Source organism: Streptomyces sp. MNU76 (genome assembly GCF_020982545.1).
Classification (GTDB): Bacteria; Actinomycetota; Actinomycetes; order Streptomycetales; family Streptomycetaceae; genus Streptomyces.
This window is the reverse complement of sequence record NZ_JAJKLK010000003.1, coordinates 400,156-416,826: the sequence shown is the minus strand read 5'-3', so window position 1 is coordinate 416,826 and position 16,671 is coordinate 400,156. Positions and strand designations below refer to the sequence as shown.

The window sequence follows — 16,671 nt, the reverse complement described above, 5'->3', positions numbered from 1 at the left end:
CCCCCGTCACGAGGTTCCGAGTTCCGCCTCGATGATGTCGGCGGCCCGTCGGGTGCCGCCCTCGCCCGCCATCTCCCGCTGGATCTCCTTGAGTCGGCGCGCCACGTCGGGGTCGTCGACGAGGGAGAGGACCGCCTCGCGCAGGGCCTCGGCGGTCGCCTCCTCCCTGGGCAGATGGCGGGCGACACCCAAGGACTGGAGCATCTCGGCGTTGCCGAACTGGTCGACGGCCTGCGGCACGGCGACCATCGGGGTGGCGGTGGCGAGCCCTTCCTGGCTGCCACCGGCACCCGCGTGGGTGATGAACGCGTCGGCCTGCCGGAGGACCGCCAACTGCGGCACCCAGTCCCGCACCTCCACCCGGTCCGGGATCTCCCCCAGTTCCGCCGGGTCGACGTGCCGGCCGACCTGGAGCACCATGTGCCAGCCGGGCAGCTCACCGAAGGCCCGCACGCACGCGCGGTAGAAGTCCGGCTGCTTGGTGAAGGCCGACCCGAGCGAGACGAGCAACACCTTCTCCGCGCCGGCCGGCCGCTGCCACTCACCCTGCGCCGAGCGGTCGCCCTGGCAGGCGCCGACGAAGGTGTGGCGGCTCTCGTCGACCCGGTCGGCGTTCGGCTGGAGCACCTTCGGGATGAGGACGAGGGAGCGGGCGGGCCTGCCGACGAACGGGTCGGGGTGCTCGGTGATCCCGTTCTCCTCCAGCCAGGCCCGGAACCGGGCGTAGTACGCCTTGCCGCGTTCCGTCTTCCTGGGTTCGGCCCACATGGGCTCGGCGACCTCCTCCTCGTAGCCGTCCCAGGCGACCAGGTTCGGGGAGAGGGAGATCGCCTTGACGCCCCAGCGGTGGGCGAGGACGCGTGCCGGGTACGAGGTGATGTCGTGCAGCACGAGGTCGGGCTCGTCGCCCTCGTAGGCCGCGACGAGCTGCGGCTGGGCCTGGATCGCGTCCTCAAGGAAGGGCTCGACGTTGTCGAGGAGCGCGCTCCCCCACGCCTCCGGGTCGGCGTCGGGGCCGGGCAGCGTGGAGTGCCAGGGCTTCGGCTCGGCACCGGTCTCGGCGACCTTCTCCGCGAAGGCCGGCGGGATCGCGTACGTGACCCGGTGACCGCGGGCCACCAGCTCGCGGACCACTTCGAGGCTCGGGTTCACGTGGCCGTGGGCGGCGATGGAGAACATGGCGATGTGGGAGGTCATGAGCCCGACCGTACGCGAGACGATACGTCTCGTGCAACTTCCTTTCGGTGGCCGTTGGGGGGGTGCGTTGTCGGGTGCGGGTGGGTGGGGCTTCTCGCGCAGTTCCCCGCGCCCCTAAAAGACCAGGCCTCCGCGGCCCTGAAGGGCGACCGGCGGCGCCCTGAAAAGCACGGGGCGCAGCCTGCTTTCAGGGCCGCGGGGAACTGCGCGAAGCCCACCCACCCGCACCCGAGCCACCACCCACCCCCTCACCGCTGATAGCGCGCCAGCACCCGGTTCCCGTCGTCCTCCAACCGCTCCCGCAGCTCACCCAGGCCGATCGCACCGCTGTAGTACTCCTGGTACGCGGGGGTGGCCACCTTGTCCTTCCACTCCGGATAGCCCCGCACGGACTGCGCCGGCGCCGGCCGGAGGTACCCGGCGAGCGCGGTCCCCGTGGCCCAGTCGTGCTCGGTGGTGCGCAGTGCGGGATCCCGGAGGGCCTCCGTGCCGGTCGGGAGCATCCAGTCGCCGAGGGCGAGACGGACCATGTTCTCGGGACGCAGCAGAAAGTCGACGAACGCGGCGGCCTGCTCCTTGTGCGGGCTGTCCTCGGCGACGGAGAGCGTCTGCGGGCTGACGCCCTGGGTGAGCCCGCCGGCGCCGACGGGAGCGGGCAGCACCTGCCAGTCGAAGCCCTTCGGCGCCTGCTGGACGATCTGCTGACGGTAGGAGAAGCCGAGCGGCACCATCGCGTACCGGCCGCCGAAAAAGCCGGGCAACGTGTCGGAGCCGCCCATGCCGAGGGTGCTGGCGGGCGCGCTCCCGTCGGCGTTCACCGTGTCGCGCACGGTCCTCGGGACGACCGCGTCGGCGCCCTCGAACCGGACCTCGACCTTGCCGTCGCTCCGGTGGAACAGTTGTCCGCCTGCCGAGAGGGAGAGGTTCAGCGTGGCCGACACCGGTTCCTTCAACGGCCAGGCCACGCCGTACTTCCCGGCGCCGCTCAGCTCCTTCGCCACCTCGCGGAACTCGGCCCAGGTCCACGGGTCCTCGGGGGTCGGCAGCCGCACACCGGACTCACGCAACCAGGTGGCGTTGGCGATGAGGACCCGGGGTTCCTGGAGGAACGGCACCCCGTAGACGCCCTCGCCGAAGGTCGTCGTCTCCCAGCTGTGCCGCGGGATGTCCTTCCTGAGCCGTTCGGGCAGCAGCTCGCGCAGATCGGCGAGGTAGCCGCCGTACGCGAAGTCCGCGAGGTCGTCGGAGGCGTCGTGGACGATGTCCGGCGCCTCACCGCCCTCGAAGGAGGTGAGGAGTTGGTCGTGGACGCTGTCCCAACTGCCCTGGACGTACTCGACCTGGACGTCGGGATGGGCGGCGTTCCACTCCCGCACCAGCTTCTTGTTGACGGCGACGGACTCCTCCTGCCAGGCCAGGGACTGGAAGCGGAGGGTGATCCGGCCGTCGTCGGAGGTCGCCCCGCCGTCGGTGCAGCCGGCGGCGAGGAGGCAGAGCAGCAGAGCCGCGACGAGCCGAGGTGCGCGCATCAGTTCTTCACCGCCCCGGCGAGCATGCCGCCCGTGATCCGTTTCTGGATGACCGCGAAGACGACCAGGGAAGGGAGCGTCGCCAGGAAGGCCGCCGCAGCCAGCGGGCCCAGGTCGGCCACACCCTCGGCGCCGATGAAGTGGGTGAGGACGACCGGCAGCGTCTGTTTCTCCGGTGTCTTCAGCAGGACCAGCGCGAAGAAGAACTCGTTCCATGCGGTGACGAACGCGAACAGCGCCGTCGCCACGATGCCGGGCGCCAGCAACGGCGCCGTCACCGACACCAGGGTGCGCAGCCTCCCGGCCCCGTCGACCGCGGCCGCCTCCTCCAGCTCGGCGGGCACCGCCCGGACGTAGCCGACGAGCATCCACAGCGCGAACGGCAGCGCCCACACCACGTACACCGTGATCAGTCCGGGCACGGAGTTGATCAGCCGGAGGTTCTTCAGCACCAGGAAGAGCGGAATGATCACCAGCACGAACGGGAACGCCTGGCTGACCACCACCCAGCCGGTCGCCATCCGCGACAGCGTCGTGCGGTGCCGGGCCATGACGTAGGCCATCGGGGTCGCGATCAGTACGGCGACGACGGCCGCGCCGACCGCCGCGACCAGCGAGTTGAGCGCGGCCTCGAACAGGGGCTGCTCGTCGAAGGCCTGCCGGAAGTTGGCGAGGGTCGGGTCCTTCGGGATCCAGGTCGGGTGGAGGCTGCCCAGTTCGCGGGCCGGTTTGAAGGCGGTGGAGACCAGCCAGAGGAAGGGGAACGCGAGGAAGCCGAGATACGCGACCAGGGCCAGGTACTGCCCGGTGCGTGCCGCCCTGCCGGTCCTCATGAGTCCTCCCCCCGCCGCAGCCGGCCGACCAGCACGAACGCCAGGACGGTCGAGATCACCGCGACCAGCACGCAGCCCATCGCCGCGGCGTACCCGAACTGCCCGTAGCGGAAGGCCTCCTCGTAGGCGAAGAGCATCGGCAGGCGGGTACGGCCGCCCGGTCCGCCGTTGGTCAGGACGTACACCAGGGCGAAGGAGTTGAAGTTCCAGATCAGGTTGAGCGCCGAGACGGCCAGGGCGATGGGTCTGATGGCGGGCCAGGTGACCGTGCGGAAGCGGCGCCAGGCGCCCGCGCCGTCCATCGCGGCGGCCTCGTGCAGTTCGCGCGGGGTGTTCTGCAGCCCGGCGAGCAGGGCGACGGTCGTCTGCGGCATGCCCGCCCAGATCCCGACCAGTATGACGGCGGGGAGGGCGGTGGCCAGTCCGCTCAGCCAGTCGCGGCCGTCCCCGAGGCCCAGGTCCCGGACGGTCTCGTTGAGGATGCCCGCGTCGGCGTTGTAGACGAGCCGCCACATGATCCCGACGACCACCTCGGGCATGGCCCAGGGGATGATCGCCAGCGCGCGGGCCAGCCAGCGCAGCCGCAGGGGCTGGTTCAGGAGGAGCGCGAGGCCGAGGGCCAGCAGGAACTGCGGGACGGTGACGCCGACCGCCCAGAGCAGGCCGATGCGGAACGAGTCCCAGAAGAGGGTGTCGTGCAGCAGGTCCTGGAAGTTGAGGGTGCCGATCCACCGGGTGGGCTCGGTCCGGCCGGACTGGGCGTCGGTGAACGCCAGCGCGATCCCGTACAGCAGCGGTCCGACGCTCAGCACCAGGATGGGGATCAGCGCGGGCAGCACCAGGAACCAGGCACCGTGGTCGATCAGGCGCCGGTCCCGGCCGTCCGCCGGGGTGCGCCGCTTGGCCGGTCGCGGGCGTTGCGGCTTCGCGGTCGCCAAGCTCATGTCCGTCATGGTGCTGAGGGCATGACAGGGCGTCAAGACACCGCGCACACGGTCCGACCTGTGCGAATGCGAGACTGGCCGTCGGATGGCGTGAAGCCGACGCCACGAGCGCGTGTCGGCGCTACGGACAGGGAGGCGACGGATGGACGAGGCTCGGGCCCGGGGTGTGGTGGTCGCGGCCGGCGTGCTGCCCGGTGCGGCCGGGAAGGCGCGGCTGCTCGGGCTGGGCGAGAACGCGGTGTTCGCCGCCGGTGACCTGGTGGTGAAGGTGGGCCGTGACGCCGAACTCCTCGACCGGGCCCGGCGCGAGGTGCGCATCGCGGAGTGGCTGGCCGCGCAGGGTGTCCCGGCGGTGCGGCCCGCCGAGCCGGATGCCCTGCTCGTGGAGGGGCACCCGGTGACGGTGTGGCATCGCCTGCCCGATCCCGTACGCCCCGCGGAGCCGCGTGATTTGGCTGAACTCCTTCGCCCGGTCCACGCCCTTCCCACCTCCTTCGCCCTTCCCCGCCGTGAACTGCTGGGCGGTGTGGAGCGCTGGCTGCGGCTCGCCGGTGACGCGATCGACCCGGCGGACGCGGCGTATCTCCGGGAACGCCGGGACGGCTTCGAAGCGGCCGCGGCCGCTCTCACCCCGCGTCTGCCCCGGGGCCCGATCCACGGCGACGCGCTCCCCCGCAACGTGCACATCGGCCCGGACGGCCCGGTCCTCGTCGATCTGGAGACCTTCTCCGGTGACCTCCGCGAGCACGACCTCGTCGTCATGGCCCTCTCCCACGACCGCTACGGCCTGCCGACGCGGGAGTACGACGCCTTCACGGCCGCGTACGGCTGGGACGTACGGGAGTGGGACGGCTGCTCGGTGCTGCGGGGTGCCCGTGAGACGGCCAGCTGCGCCTGGGTCGCGCAGCACGCGCCGAGCAACCCCAAGGCGCTGGCCGAGTTCGAACGCCGCGTCGCCTCGCTGCGCGACGGGGACGAGACAGTTCGCTGGTATCCGTTCTGACCCGGGCGGGACCTGAACGGGCCGCCGGTGTCCTTCCTGACCCCGCACGGTGCCTAGCCGGCCCGGAGTATGAGCGTCACCTCGTCGATCTCGGCGTCGCGGGCCAGGGCGAAGCCCCGGTCGTGGCCGGTGACGACGAAGCCGCACTTCTCCAGGACGCGGACCGAGCCCGTGTTGTCGGCGGCGGCGCGGGCGTACAGCGGACGGGTCGGGTCGAGGGCGATCAGCGCGGCGAGGGCGGCGGTGGCGATACCTCGGCCCCAGTGGGCGCGGTCGATCCAGTAGGTGACCTCGCGTTCGTCCGGCGGGCCGTAGACCGCCGCGTTGCCGACGACCTCGCCGCCGGCGACCACCGTGCGGGCCAGGATGTCGGGGTTGGCGCGGATCTTCGCCCAGTGACCGTCGAACAACTCCCGGTCGGAGTGGTACTCCCCGGTGAAGGCGGCGATCCGCTGTGCCTCGGGGTCACGGGCGTGGCTCCAGAAGAACGGCAGGTCGCTGTCGCGTACTTCGCGCAGGGAGATCTCGTCGGCGTTCATACCGTTTCGTCCTCCAGTTCGCCCAGCGGCCAGAGCGCGTCCACGACCGCTTCCGGGTTGCCCTTGCGGCGGAGGAACGCCTGGAAGTCGGCGGCCCGCTCCGCGTACCACTCGATCTGGCGGCGGTGCAGCTCGGCCGGGCCGAGGGCGGCGACCTTCGGGTGGCGCTGGGCTATCGCACGGGCGAGGCGGGCGGCGGCCAGGGCGTCGGCGCAGGCGTTGTGCGCGGCGTCCAGGGGGACGCCGTACTCGCCGCAGACCGCTTCGAGGTTGCGTTTGCCCCGGCGGTAGCGCTCGACGGAGCGGTCGATCGTGTAGGGGTCGACGACGGGCGCCGGGTCGAGTCCGCCGAGCCTGTCGCGCAGGGACGGCAGGGCGTACCGGCGCAGTTCGGCGGAGAGCAGGGTCAGGTCGAAGGCCGCGTTGTACGCGACGACCGGGACGCCCGTCCTCCAGTAGGAGACGAGGACGTCGGCGATGGCGTCGGCGACCTGGTCGGCGGGTCTGCCCTCGGCCGTCGCACGGGCGTTGGTGATGCCGTGCACCGCCACCGCCTCCTCCGGGATCTCCATGCCCGGGTCGGCGAGCCATTCCCGGTGTCCGACCGGCTCCCCGTCCTCGACCTCGATGACCGCGCCCGTGACGATGCGCGCCTCGCGCGGGTCCGTCCCGGTGGTCTCCAGGTCGAAGCCGATCAGCAGCTGCCGGTGCCAACCCATGCTGGCCCCCCTCCTTGGTGGTGCTTTCCCCCAGTGACCACCACCATCGCACGGGCCACTGACAATCCGAGGCGCACATTCCGCTTCGCCGTGCCCCAGGCGTGCGGGCACTGCGTCGCGGCCCTGCGCACGACCTCTGTCGCGGCCGTCACGACACCGGTCGGGAGTCCGCCCACGCCACTTCGAACTCCTCGCGGTATGTATCGAAAAGGCCGACTTCGCCGTTCTCGTCCGCCTTGAGGACCCGGTTGCCGCCGCGCAGGACGAGGACGGGCGCCTCCATGCCCCGGGTGCGCCGCAGATAGGTCTGGACGACCGCGACCCCGTCCGTGCCGTCGCCGTCGACGAGGTACGCGGTGAAGCGCGGGGTCTCGTCGAAGACCTGGATCTCGAAGGCGCCGGGGTCGCGCAGCCGGGAGCGGACCCGGCGCATATGGAGGATGTTCATCTCCACGGCACGACTCAACTCGCCGCGCTTTATGCCGAGTTCACGCTCACGCCGCTTCACGGCGCTGGAGGCGGGGTTGAGGAAGAGCAACCGCACGCGGCAGCCGGACTCGGCGAGCCGGACCAGCCGCCGCCCGGAGAAGTTCTGCACGAGGAGGTTCAGGCCTATGCCGATGGCGTCCAGGCGGCGGGCCCCGCCGAAGAGGTCCTCGGCGGGGAACTGCCGCAGCAGCCGCACCCGGTCGGGGTGGACGCCGACGACGTCCGCGTACCGGTCGCCGACGAGGTCCTCGACCGCGTCGACGGGCAGCCGACGCGCGGAGGGCACGTCGCTGCCGGCGCCCAGGATCTCCAGCAGCTTCGCGGAGGCACGCTCGGCCTGGGCGAGGACGGCCTCGGACAGGGCCCGGTTGCGGGAGACGACGTTGCGGGTGACCTCCAGCTCGTCCAGGGCCAGTTCCACGTCGCGCCGCTCGTCGACGTACGGCTCGAAGCAGGGCCAGTGCTGCACCATCAGCTCACGCAGCTGCGGCAGGGTGAGGAAGCTCAGCACGTTGTCGTCGGCCGGGTCGAGCAGATAGCCCTTGCGGCGGCTGACCTCGCGGACCGCCACGGCTCGCTGCACCCACTCCTGTCCGGCGGGTCCGGCGGCGGCGACCACCCAGTCGTCGCCGTGGACGGGCTCGTAGATGGGCCGCAGCACGGCGGCCACCACGGCGCGCAGCCGCTGCTCGACGAGGTTCAGCCAGATGTAGGCGCGGCCGGCCCGCTGGGCGCGCGTACGCACTTCGAGCCAGGCGTCGGCGTTCCAGTCCAGTTCCGGGCCGATGGAGCCCCGCTCCATCGGCCGCGCCAGGGACACCGCGCCGGGTGGGACATCCGTGGGGTCCCCCTCGTGACCCGTGTCGCCCGCGCCACCAGGAGGCAACTCCAGCCCTCCCGAGCCCACCCACGCACCGCCTTCCGCTCCCCCGAGCTCACCCCTACGCAACGATCAAGGAAGGGTACTCCGGTAGCGGGTGACGATACAGCCGGATGGACAGGTCGTTTCTCAACTACCGCACGTGACTTGGTCGTTCCGGGGCGCTACCGCGCGGGGAGTGAGCCGATTCATAGCGATCGGGCCACCGGGACGCGACTCCGGGGGCCCCTCGGGGCGTCACGATGTGTCCACTCCGGGCAGGAAGGACGTATGTCCTAGGAGGTTCCATCAGATTGGGGGAGACTCCATCCGGAGTCGCCCCCAGCGGCGCGCGACAACTGGAAGAGTCGTATCCATGCAGGTCTGGCCTGGACAGGCGTATCCGCTCGGCGCCACGTACGACGGCGCCGGTACCAACTTCGCGGTCTTCTCGGAGGCCGCGCACCGAGTAGAGCTGTGTCTGCTGGACGACGACGGCTCCGAGACGGCGGTGGAACTGCGCGAGACGGACGCGTTCGTGCGGCACGCGTACCTGCCCGGCGTGATGCCGGGGCAACGGTACGGCTTCCGTGCGCACGGCCCGTACGCGCCGGAGCGGGGGCTGCGCTGCAACTCCGCGAAGCTGCTGCTCGACCCGTACGCACGTGCCATCAGCGGCTCGGTCACGTGGGGGGAGGAGGTGTACGGCTATCACTTCGGGGCGCCCGAGAAGCGCAACGACCTCGACTCGGCACCGCACATGCTGACCTCGGTCGTGGTCAACCCGTACTTCGACTGGGGCGACGACCGGCGGCCCCGGACCGAGTACCACCACACGGTGATCTACGAGGCCCATGTGAAGGGCCTCACCATGCGGCACCCGGGGCTGCCCGAGGAGCTGCGCGGCACCTACGCGGCGCTCGCCCACCCGGCGATCATCGAACACCTGACCGAACTGGGCGTCACGGCGCTGGAGCTGATGCCCGTACACCAGTTCGTGAACGACCACCGGCTGGCCGACCTGGGCCTCAGCAACTACTGGGGCTACAACACCATCGGCTTCTTCGCCCCGCACAACGCCTACGCCTCCTGGGGCGACCGGGGTCAGCAGGTGCTGGAGTTCAAGTCGGCGGTCCGGGCCCTGCACGAGGCCGGCATCGAGGTCATCCTCGACGTGGTCTACAACCACACCGCCGAGGGCAACCACCTGGGTCCCACGCTCTCCTTCAAGGGCCTCGACAACCCGTCCTACTACCGGCTGACGGACGACCCCCGCTACTACATGGACACGACGGGCACGGGCAACTCCCTGCTCATGCGGTCCCCGCACGTGCTGCAGCTGATCATGGACTCGTTGCGGTACTGGGTCACCGAGATGCACGTCGACGGGTTCCGCTTCGACCTCGCGGCGACCCTGGCCCGGCAGTTCCACGAGGTGGACCGGCTGTCGTCGTTCTTCGACCTCGTCCAGCAGGACCCGGTGGTCTCCCAGGTGAAGCTGATCGCCGAGCCCTGGGACGTCGGCGAGGGCGGCTACCAGGTGGGGAACTTCCCGCCGCTGTGGACCGAGTGGAACGGCAAGTACCGGGACACGGTGCGCGACCTGTGGCGGGGCGAGCCGCGTACGCTCGCGGAGTTCGCGTCCCGGCTGACCGGCTCCTCCGACCTCTACCAGGACGACGGGCGCCGCCCGCTGGCCTCGATCAACTTCGTGACCTGCCACGACGGGTTCACCATGCGGGACCTCGTCTCCTACAACGAGAAGCACAACGACGCGAACGGCGAGGACAACCGGGACGGGGAGAGCCACAACCGGTCCTGGAACTGCGGGGCCGAGGGCGAGACGGACGACCCCGGGGTGACGGCCCTGCGGGTCCGGCAGGTGCGGAACCTCATCGCGACGCTGATGCTGTCGCAGGGGGTGCCGATGCTCAGTCACGGCGACGAGTTCGCGCGGACCCAGGGCGGCAACAACAACGCGTACTGCCAGGACAACGAGGTGTCCTGGGTGCCGTGGCCCTCCGGTGCGGACGGGGACGAGGGTGACGGTGACGGTGGGGTCTTCGGGGATCTGCTGGAGTTCACCCGGGCGATGGTGTGGCTGCGGAAGGACCACCCCGTCTTCCGGCGGCGGCGGTTCTTCCACGGACGGCCGGTGGAGGGCACGCACGACGAGCTGTCGGACATCGCCTGGTTCACGCCCGAGGGGCGGGAGATGGTGCAGCGGGACTGGGACTCCTCGCAGGCGGGGGCGCTGAGCGTGTTCCTGAACGGGAACGCGATCTCCGAGCCGGGTCCGCGAGGCGAGCGGATCAGCGACGACTCGTTCCTGTTGATGGTCAACGCGTCCGCGCAGCCGCTGGAGTTCGTGGTGCCGGTGAACCACGGGCCGCAGTGGCAGATGGTGGTGGACACGGGGCGGGAGGACGCGGTGCCGGTGGACGGGCCGAAGGTGGCGGCCGGGGAGCGGGTGGAGTTGGTGGACCGGAGTCTGGTGGTGTTCCGGAGGCCGGCGTAGGGGGATTCGCCGTAGGGGTTGATCACCGTTGCCGACAACAGGGTCGTGCGTGGATCGCGCCCACGCGGCGGAGCCGCACATGGATACAGCCCCGCGCCCCTCAAAAGCATGGCGTCCTCGCGTGTCAGGGTGCTCCAAGTCCGGTGTGGCGGGTACGTAGGAACCCATGACCTCTGTCGTGCCTGCCGCCACCTACCGGCTTCAGCTTCAGCCCGGCTTTCCCTTCTCCGCCGCAGCGGCCGCCGTGCCGTACATCGCCTCGCTCGGTGTGTCGCATCTGCACCTCTCCCCTGTGCTGGAGGCCGTACCGGGGTCGTCGCACGGGTACGACGTGGTCGATCACGGGCGGGTGCGGGAGGAGCTCGGGGGCGAGGAGGGGCTGCGGGAGCTGGCCCGGACCGCGCGCGCCCACGGGCTCGGGCTCGTCCTGGACATCGTCCCGAACCACATGGCCATGGCGCCCCGGCACAACCGGGCCCTGTGGGAGGTGCTGCGGGAGGGGCCGGAATCGGCGTACGCGCGGTGGTTCGACATCGACTGGGAGGCGCAGGGCGGCCGGGTGCTGCTGCCGGTGCTCGGCGGGCCGCTGGGCGCGGAGATCGAGCAGTTCGTGGTGGACGGGCGGGAGCTGCGGTACTACGACCATGTGTTTCCGCTGCGGGAGGGCACCGAGAAGCTGCCGCTGCCGCAGCTGCTGGACGCGCAGTGGTACCGGCCGGTGTGGTGGCGGCTGGCCCGTACGGAGCTGAACTACCGGCGGTTCTTCAGCATCTCCGAGCTGATCGGGGTGCGGGTCGAGGAGCCGGAGGTCTTCGACGCGACCCATGCGAAGGTCCTGCGGCTGCTGGACGAGGGGGTCGTCGACGGGCTGCGGGTCGACCACCCCGACGGGCTCGCCGATCCCGACGCCTATCTGCGGCGGCTGCACGAGGCGACCGGCGGACGGTGGACCGTCGTCGAGAAGATCCTGGCCGACGGGGAGGCGCTGCCCGGGGCCTGGCCGGTCGCGGGAACCACCGGCTACGACGCGCTGCGGCACATCGACGGGCTGTTCACCGATCCGGCGGGGGCCGGTGAACTGCTGGGTCAGTACCGGCGGTTCACGGCCGCGCAGTCCGACCGGGGCGGGAAGTGGGACGCGACCGTGCGGCGGGCCGCGTACCGGGTGCTCACGCACGAGCTGGTCGCGGAGGTGGAGCGGCTCACCCGGGTGGCGCACCGGGTGTGCGAGCGCTCCCTGGACCTCTCACTGCGCGACCAGGCGCCGTGGGCGCTGCGCACCGCGCTGTGCGAGCTGCTCGCACGGATGGAGGTGTACCGGCCGTACACCTCCGAGGACGCCTCCCTCGTCGTCACCGAGGAGGCCGCGGCCGAGGCGCGCGCGCTGTTCGTGGTGCCCGAGGAGGCCCGGTCGGTGGACGCCGTACGGGACCTGGTGCTGGGCCGGGGGGACGGGCCGGACGAGGTGGAGTTCCGGGCGCGGTTCGCGCAGACCTCGTCGGCGCTGCGGGCGAAGTCGGTGGAGGACACGGCGTTCTACCGCTATGTGCCGCTGCTGTCGGCGAACGAGGTGGGGGGCGATCCGGGGAGCCCGGCCGTGTCGCCCCAGGACTTCCACGCCTACTGCGCGCGGGTGCAGCGCGACTGGCCGGCCACGGGGACCGTGCTGTCGACCCACGACACCAAGCGCAGCGCGGACGTACGGGCGGCGATCGCGGTGCTCGCGGAGTGCCCCGGGCGGTGGGCCGAACTGCTGGCGGAGGTGACGCGGGACGGCCCGGGGGTCCCGGATCCGCAGCTGGCGTGGGCGGCCTGGCAGACGGCGTTCGGGCTCGGCCCCGACGCCGAGGAGCGACTTCAGGGGGCCCTGCTGAAGCATGTGCGGGAGGCGGGGCTGCACACCTCCTGGACCGAGCAGAACGCGGCCTACGAGCAGGATGTGGCGGAGTTCGTCGCGCGGGGACCGGCCCTGGACGCCCGGGTCGCCGCGCTGCGCGAGGAGTTGGCGCCCCACGTGCGGGCGAACGCTCTCGGCGCGGCCCTGGTGCAGCTGACGATGCCGGGGGTGCCGGATGTGTACCAGGGGACGGAGGCCGAGTACCGGGCCCTGGTGGACCCGGACAACCGGCGGGCCTTCGCTCCGCACGAGGAGGGGTCGGAGAAGTTCCGGCTCACCGGGGCGGCGCTGCGGCTGCGCGGGCGGCGGCCGGAGGTCTTCGGGGAGACGGCGACGTACGTGCCGCTGGCGGCGGAGGGGGCGGGCGCCGGCCACTGTGTCGCCTTCAGCCGCTCGGGCGAGGTGGTCACGGCGGTGACCCGCTTGTCGCTGCGGCTGGCCCAGGCCGGGGGCTGGGGCGACACCCGGCTGACGCTGCCCGAGGGCCGGTGGGGCGAAGTGCTCGGCGGGGAGCGGGAGTTCTCGGGCGAGGTGCGGCTGGCGGAACTCTTCGAAGCCCTGCCGGTCGCGCTGCTGGAGCGGGTCGGCGCGTGACGCTGCGTACCGGATGGCGGGTGGGCCCGAACCGGCTACGGCGACTCCGAACCAGGCGACGGCGGACCCGAACCCGCTACGGCGACTCCGGACCGGGTTGCGGTCGACCCGGACCGGGTTCGGTGGGTCCGGGTCGGGTTCGGTGGGGACCCCGTGCCGGGTAGCGGTGAACCTCGTACCGGGTGACGGTGAATGCGACTGGGCGCCCCTGGGAGCCGCCCCTGCCATGCGGGGACACTGGGTATGTCCCCCGCCCGGCCCGGTCGGGCGCGCGGACTTGGGTGTCAGGCGGACGGGACGGGGGTGGGTCTGCTGTCGGAGCTCGGTTATCCCACGGTGGCTGAACTGGAGTCGGCGGCGCGAGCCCTGACGGCCCGTCGGCCGACGCTGTGCGCACTGCGGAGCATCGGCTCCTCGCGTGCCGGCCGCCCGCTGCGTCTGCTGTCCGTAGGGCGCGCGAGACGCGCCGTCCTGGTCGTCGCGGGCGCCCACGCCAATGAGCCGACCGGCGGCTCCACGGTGCTCGCCCTGGCCGAACGGGTGGCGCGGGACGGGCGATTGCGGTCCGGTGTGTCCTGGCACTTCGTGCTCTGCGCGGACCCGGACGGGGCGAGCCTGCACACCACTCCCCTGCCGCGCACCCTGCTCGACTACCACCTCGGGTTCTTCCGGCCGGCCGGTCCCGAGCAGCCGGAGTGGTCGCCGTCCGTGCTGCCGCCGGAACGGCTGCCACCCGAGACGTACGCCCTGATGGGTGTGCTGGACGAGTTGCGGCCCTACCTCCAGGTGACCCTGCACGGCACCGATCTGGGCGGCAGCTGGGTGCAGTTGACGAAGGACGTGCCGGGGCTCGCCGAGCCGTTCGCCAAGTCCGCGGCCGAGCTGGGGATACCGGTGGAGAGGGGCGCGTCGGACGCCGCCGGCTGGCCCGTGTCCGGGCCCGGGGTGTTCGTGATGCCCCGGCCCGGCGGCCTCGCGGCGTACCCGAGCATGCCGGACGACGCCCGGCACAGCACCTGGTACCACGCCCACCGGTACGGCGGTCTGACGGCGGTCGTGGAGGTGCCGATGTGGGCGAGCGACCTGGTGGACGACATCGCCCCGCACCCGGCCCCGGCGGCGGCGCTGCGGCACCTGTCCCGGCGGCTGCTGACGGACGCGGGCCGGGTGGAAGGGGTCCTCGCCGAGGCGCTGCCCCGGCTGCCGGGACCCGAGGGGCCGCTGCTGCGGGCCGCCCGGTGGGCGCTGGCGCTGGTACCGGGGCTGGCCCGGGACTGGAGGGACGGTCCGCCGGCGGATCTGTCGACGGCGTACGTGGGCAGTGTGGAAGCGTTCGGGCGGCGACTTCCGCTGCGGGCGGCGGCGATGCTGCTGCGGGTGCTGAGGGAGGCCGACGACCCGGGGGTGCCGCTCCTGGAAGCGCTCGTCGCCGAGTGGTGCGAGTCCTTCACCGAGCGGTTCCGTGCGCGGTGGGTGCCGGTGGGCGACCAGGTCGAGCACCAGGTGCGGACGGTGTTGGCGGCGGCGGCGTGTGCGCGGGTGGGGTGGGCGCCGGGGACTGAGGGCGCCGGGTTCGCCTACTGGGGTGCCGCGTTGTGCCGTCGGGCGGGTGCGGGTTCGTCGTGGCTGGTCGCGCAGTTCTCCGCGCCCCTCGAAGAGCCGGTGGTCATCAGTCCGACAAGGCGAACACCGCCCCCGTGCGCGCCGCCATCACGCACGCGTTCGCGAACGTCTGCTCGTAGGTGACCGGTCTGCCGCCCCACTGGCCCTCCGCCGAGGCCCGCACGGGGGCGTAGATCTCGGTGCAGATGGCGTTCCGGTGAGGGATGCGGGTGATGTCGCCGTCGGTCCGGCGGAGTTCCGCGCACGCCTCTGCGGCCCGGCCGTGGCCCTGCGGCGGGTCGCAGAGGAGGAGGGTGCCGCGGGTGTCGGAGGAGCGGGCGTCGCCCCGGGTGAGGGTGACGTAGAGCCAGTCGCTCTGGACGGCGCTCGTCCGGTCGGGGGCCGAGGCGCCGAGGGTGAGGAGGGCGAGGGCGGCGAGCAGGCAGCCGCGTACCGCGTGGGTGGGGTGCGTCATTCCCGGTGCATCGGCACGGCGGGCTCGGAACTCCATCCCTGCTCACCCGAATGGGAATCCGCACGGGAGTCCGCACGGGAGTCCGGGCAGGGCCCCAGCGGGGCGGGCCCCGGCTGGTGCGGGCGCCCGGCCGCCAGCTCGAACGCGGCGAGAACCACGCGGGCCTGGTACTCCGCCTGGTGGGCCACGGGGATCCAGCGGGCCCCGTATCCGTCGCGGTAGTCGGCGCACCACTCGTCGATCAGGCGGTCCAGCTCGGGCAGCACGCCGGCCGGGTCGTGACCGGCACGGGTCACCAGCTGGTGCAGCAGCCCGGCGGTGCGCAGGGCGACCCGGCGGCCGGAGAGGGCGAGGGTGGTGAGCCGGGCGGTGTCGAGCGGGGGCAGCGGCCGGGCGGTGGTGTGGACGTCGGGGTCCCAGGAGTCGGCGACGCCCGGCCCGACCAGGACGTAGTCGTCGACCGGGGCGAGCAGCCGGGCCGCGTCCGGGGTGCCGCTCACCGAGGGGCGGACGCGGGTGAGGAGGTCCTCCAGGAGCCGGGTGTCCTGGCGCAGGGCACGGCTGACGGTGCGCAGTACGGCGTCGGCGTCCGGCGCCGGGGAGGCGTCCTCGACGGCGGCCACGCCCCACATCGGCGCCTCGACGACGGCGGTGGCCGTGCCGTGGCGGTGCGGGTGGAACCAGGTGGACTCGACGGCCGCCTCGGTGATGGCGGCGGCCAGGTCGCCCCGGCGCGGGGGCGGGATGCGGTAGACGGCGGGGCCGAGGCAGGGCCAGTACAGGGTGTCGTACGGTCTCAGCTCGCGGGGGATGCCGAGGCGGGCGGCGATGCGGGCGACGCGCTCGGCGAGCCCCGGCAGGTCCCGGGTGAGTTCGACGAATCCGCCGCCGACGTCGACGCCGTGCAGCGAGCACTGGAAGAAGGGCCGCAGTTCGTCCTGGAGGTCGAGCAGGGCGCGGGTCTCCGGCAGCACGGCGCCGGCCGCGCCGTCGGGCAGCCATTCGGGCTGTTCCAGGAAGCCGGGGCGGAAGAAGTGCCGGAAGTGGTGGCCGAGGGTGTACGGGCCGCGGAGCCAGCCCTCGTTGCGGCGGGAGCCGTCGGGGTCGAGGCTCAGCAGCAGGTTCCAGGTGGTGTCGGCGGCGTCGCTCAACCGGGGGTCGGCCAGGGCCCGTTCGGCGAGCCGGAGGACGGTGGCGCCGCCCACGGGCTCGTTGGCGTGCGGGCCGGCGACGATCAGGGTGTGGCGGCTGCCGTGTCCGACGGAGAGCAGCCACATCGGGGTGCCCGCCCGTGAGGTGCCCACGCGGCGGAGTCGGGCGCGGTGCGGATGGCGGGCTACGAGGGCGGCGGCGCGGGCGGACAACTCGTCGACGGTCGGGTAGCGGAGGGGTGGCGGCAGGGCACACCTCCACGAATGTGGTGACGTCGGTTCACCTGGTGTGCATGGTGTAAGCACAGTCAGTCATGGCTGA

At 72.4% G+C, this 16,671-nt stretch carries 11 protein-coding genes and 2 pseudogenes; 4 read left to right on the top strand and 9 right to left on the bottom strand.

All coding sequences use genetic code 11. The annotated features are described in order from the left end of the window. Positions 1-6: 6 nt before the first annotated feature. The 4 genes and pseudogenes from mgt to E4N62_RS08165 form a co-directional block, all read right to left on the bottom strand. Positions 7-1,234 (bottom strand): annotated as a pseudogene (mgt, locus tag E4N62_RS08180) (macrolide-inactivating glycosyltransferase). Positions 1,235-1,445: 211 nt separating this feature from the next. Next, positions 1,446-2,726 (bottom strand): ABC transporter substrate-binding protein, encoded by a 1,281-nt coding sequence (locus E4N62_RS08175; RefSeq protein WP_230213272.1) that lies wholly within the window; start codon positions 2,724-2,726, stop codon positions 1,446-1,448. After that, entirely contained in the window at positions 2,726-3,559 is an 834-nt protein-coding gene (locus E4N62_RS08170) for a carbohydrate ABC transporter permease (RefSeq protein ID WP_230213271.1), read from the bottom strand. The genes E4N62_RS08175 and E4N62_RS08170 overlap by 1 nt, the downstream gene beginning before the upstream one ends. After that, positions 3,556-4,503, bottom strand: a complete 948-nt coding sequence (locus E4N62_RS08165) for a carbohydrate ABC transporter permease (RefSeq protein ID WP_230213270.1) — start codon at positions 4,501-4,503, stop codon at positions 3,556-3,558. The genes E4N62_RS08170 and E4N62_RS08165 overlap by 4 nt, the downstream gene beginning before the upstream one ends. A 142-nt stretch (positions 4,504-4,645) precedes the next feature. On the opposite strand from E4N62_RS08165, the gene E4N62_RS08160 reads away from it, so the two are divergent. After that, positions 4,646-5,506 (top strand): phosphotransferase enzyme family protein, encoded by an 861-nt coding sequence (locus tag E4N62_RS08160; RefSeq protein WP_230213269.1) that lies wholly within the window; start codon positions 4,646-4,648, stop codon positions 5,504-5,506. A 53-nt stretch (positions 5,507-5,559) separates the two neighbouring features. Here E4N62_RS08160 and E4N62_RS08155 read toward each other — a convergent pair whose 3' ends face one another. From E4N62_RS08155 to E4N62_RS08145, 3 genes are all read right to left on the bottom strand, one after another. Continuing rightward, a complete protein-coding gene (locus tag E4N62_RS08155) occupies positions 5,560-6,045 on the bottom strand; it encodes a GNAT family N-acetyltransferase (protein WP_230213268.1) in 486 nt (161 codons plus the stop codon). Further along, on the bottom strand, positions 6,042-6,764 hold the full coding sequence (locus tag E4N62_RS08150; RefSeq protein WP_230213267.1) for a 3'-5' exonuclease: 723 nt from the start codon (positions 6,762-6,764) through the stop codon (positions 6,042-6,044). The genes E4N62_RS08155 and E4N62_RS08150 overlap by 4 nt, the downstream gene beginning before the upstream one ends. 148 nt (positions 6,765-6,912) lie before the next feature. Beyond that, positions 6,913-8,160: an SAV2148 family HEPN domain-containing protein gene (locus E4N62_RS08145; protein WP_230213266.1), complete on the bottom strand. Its 1,248-nt coding sequence runs from the start codon at positions 8,158-8,160 to the stop codon at positions 6,913-6,915. Positions 8,161-8,488: 328 nt separating this feature from the next. Here E4N62_RS08145 and glgX point away from each other — a divergent pair, with 328 nt between their 5' ends. The 3 genes and pseudogenes from glgX to E4N62_RS08130 all read left to right on the top strand — a co-directional run. Then, complete coding sequence (gene glgX, locus E4N62_RS08140; RefSeq protein ID WP_230213265.1) at positions 8,489-10,630, top strand: glycogen debranching protein GlgX; 2,142 nt, start codon at positions 8,489-8,491, stop codon at positions 10,628-10,630. Between the two features lie 166 nt (positions 10,631-10,796). Next, positions 10,797-13,121: a malto-oligosyltrehalose synthase gene (gene treY, locus E4N62_RS08135; protein ID WP_230213264.1), complete on the top strand. Its 2,325-nt coding sequence runs from the start codon at positions 10,797-10,799 to the stop codon at positions 13,119-13,121. Between the two features lie 303 nt (positions 13,122-13,424). Beyond that, positions 13,425-14,660 (top strand): annotated as a pseudogene (locus E4N62_RS08130) (M14 family zinc carboxypeptidase); the annotation flags it as partial. 130 nt (positions 14,661-14,790) lie between these two features. Here the strand turns inward: E4N62_RS08130 and E4N62_RS08125 are convergent. Together E4N62_RS08125 and E4N62_RS08120 are read right to left on the bottom strand one after the other, a co-directional pair. Continuing rightward, positions 14,791-15,198: an SSI family serine proteinase inhibitor gene (locus E4N62_RS08125; RefSeq protein WP_230213263.1), complete on the bottom strand. Its 408-nt coding sequence runs from the start codon at positions 15,196-15,198 to the stop codon at positions 14,791-14,793. After that, positions 15,195-16,562 (bottom strand): M14 family zinc carboxypeptidase, encoded by a 1,368-nt coding sequence (locus tag E4N62_RS08120; protein ID WP_230213261.1) that lies wholly within the window; start codon positions 16,560-16,562, stop codon positions 15,195-15,197. Before E4N62_RS08120 ends, E4N62_RS08125 begins: the two co-directional genes overlap by 4 nt. Positions 16,563-16,671: the final 109 nt, after the last annotated feature.

Bases quoted from the DNA above. Each gene is read 5' to 3' on its own strand.
- E4N62_RS08175 (WP_230213272.1), bottom strand. From the start codon at position 2,726: ATGCGCGCACCTCGGCTCGTCGCGGCTCTGCTGCTCTGCCTCCTCGCC.
- E4N62_RS08160 (WP_230213269.1), top strand. From the start codon at position 4,646: ATGGACGAGGCTCGGGCCCGGGGTGTGGTGGTCGCGGCCGGCGTGCTG.
- E4N62_RS08165 (WP_230213270.1), bottom strand. From the start codon at position 4,503: ATGAGCTTGGCGACCGCGAAGCCGCAACGCCCGCGACCGGCCAAGCGG.
- E4N62_RS08150 (WP_230213267.1), bottom strand. From the start codon at position 6,764: ATGGGTTGGCACCGGCAGCTGCTGATCGGCTTCGACCTGGAGACCACC.
- glgX (WP_230213265.1), top strand. From the start codon at position 8,489: ATGCAGGTCTGGCCTGGACAGGCGTATCCGCTCGGCGCCACGTACGAC.
- treY (WP_230213264.1), top strand. From the start codon at position 10,797: ATGACCTCTGTCGTGCCTGCCGCCACCTACCGGCTTCAGCTTCAGCCC.
- E4N62_RS08155 (WP_230213268.1), bottom strand. From the start codon at position 6,045: ATGAACGCCGACGAGATCTCCCTGCGCGAAGTACGCGACAGCGACCTG.
- E4N62_RS08125 (WP_230213263.1), bottom strand. From the start codon at position 15,198: ATGACGCACCCCACCCACGCGGTACGCGGCTGCCTGCTCGCCGCCCTC.
- E4N62_RS08170 (WP_230213271.1), bottom strand. From the start codon at position 3,559: ATGAGGACCGGCAGGGCGGCACGCACCGGGCAGTACCTGGCCCTGGTC.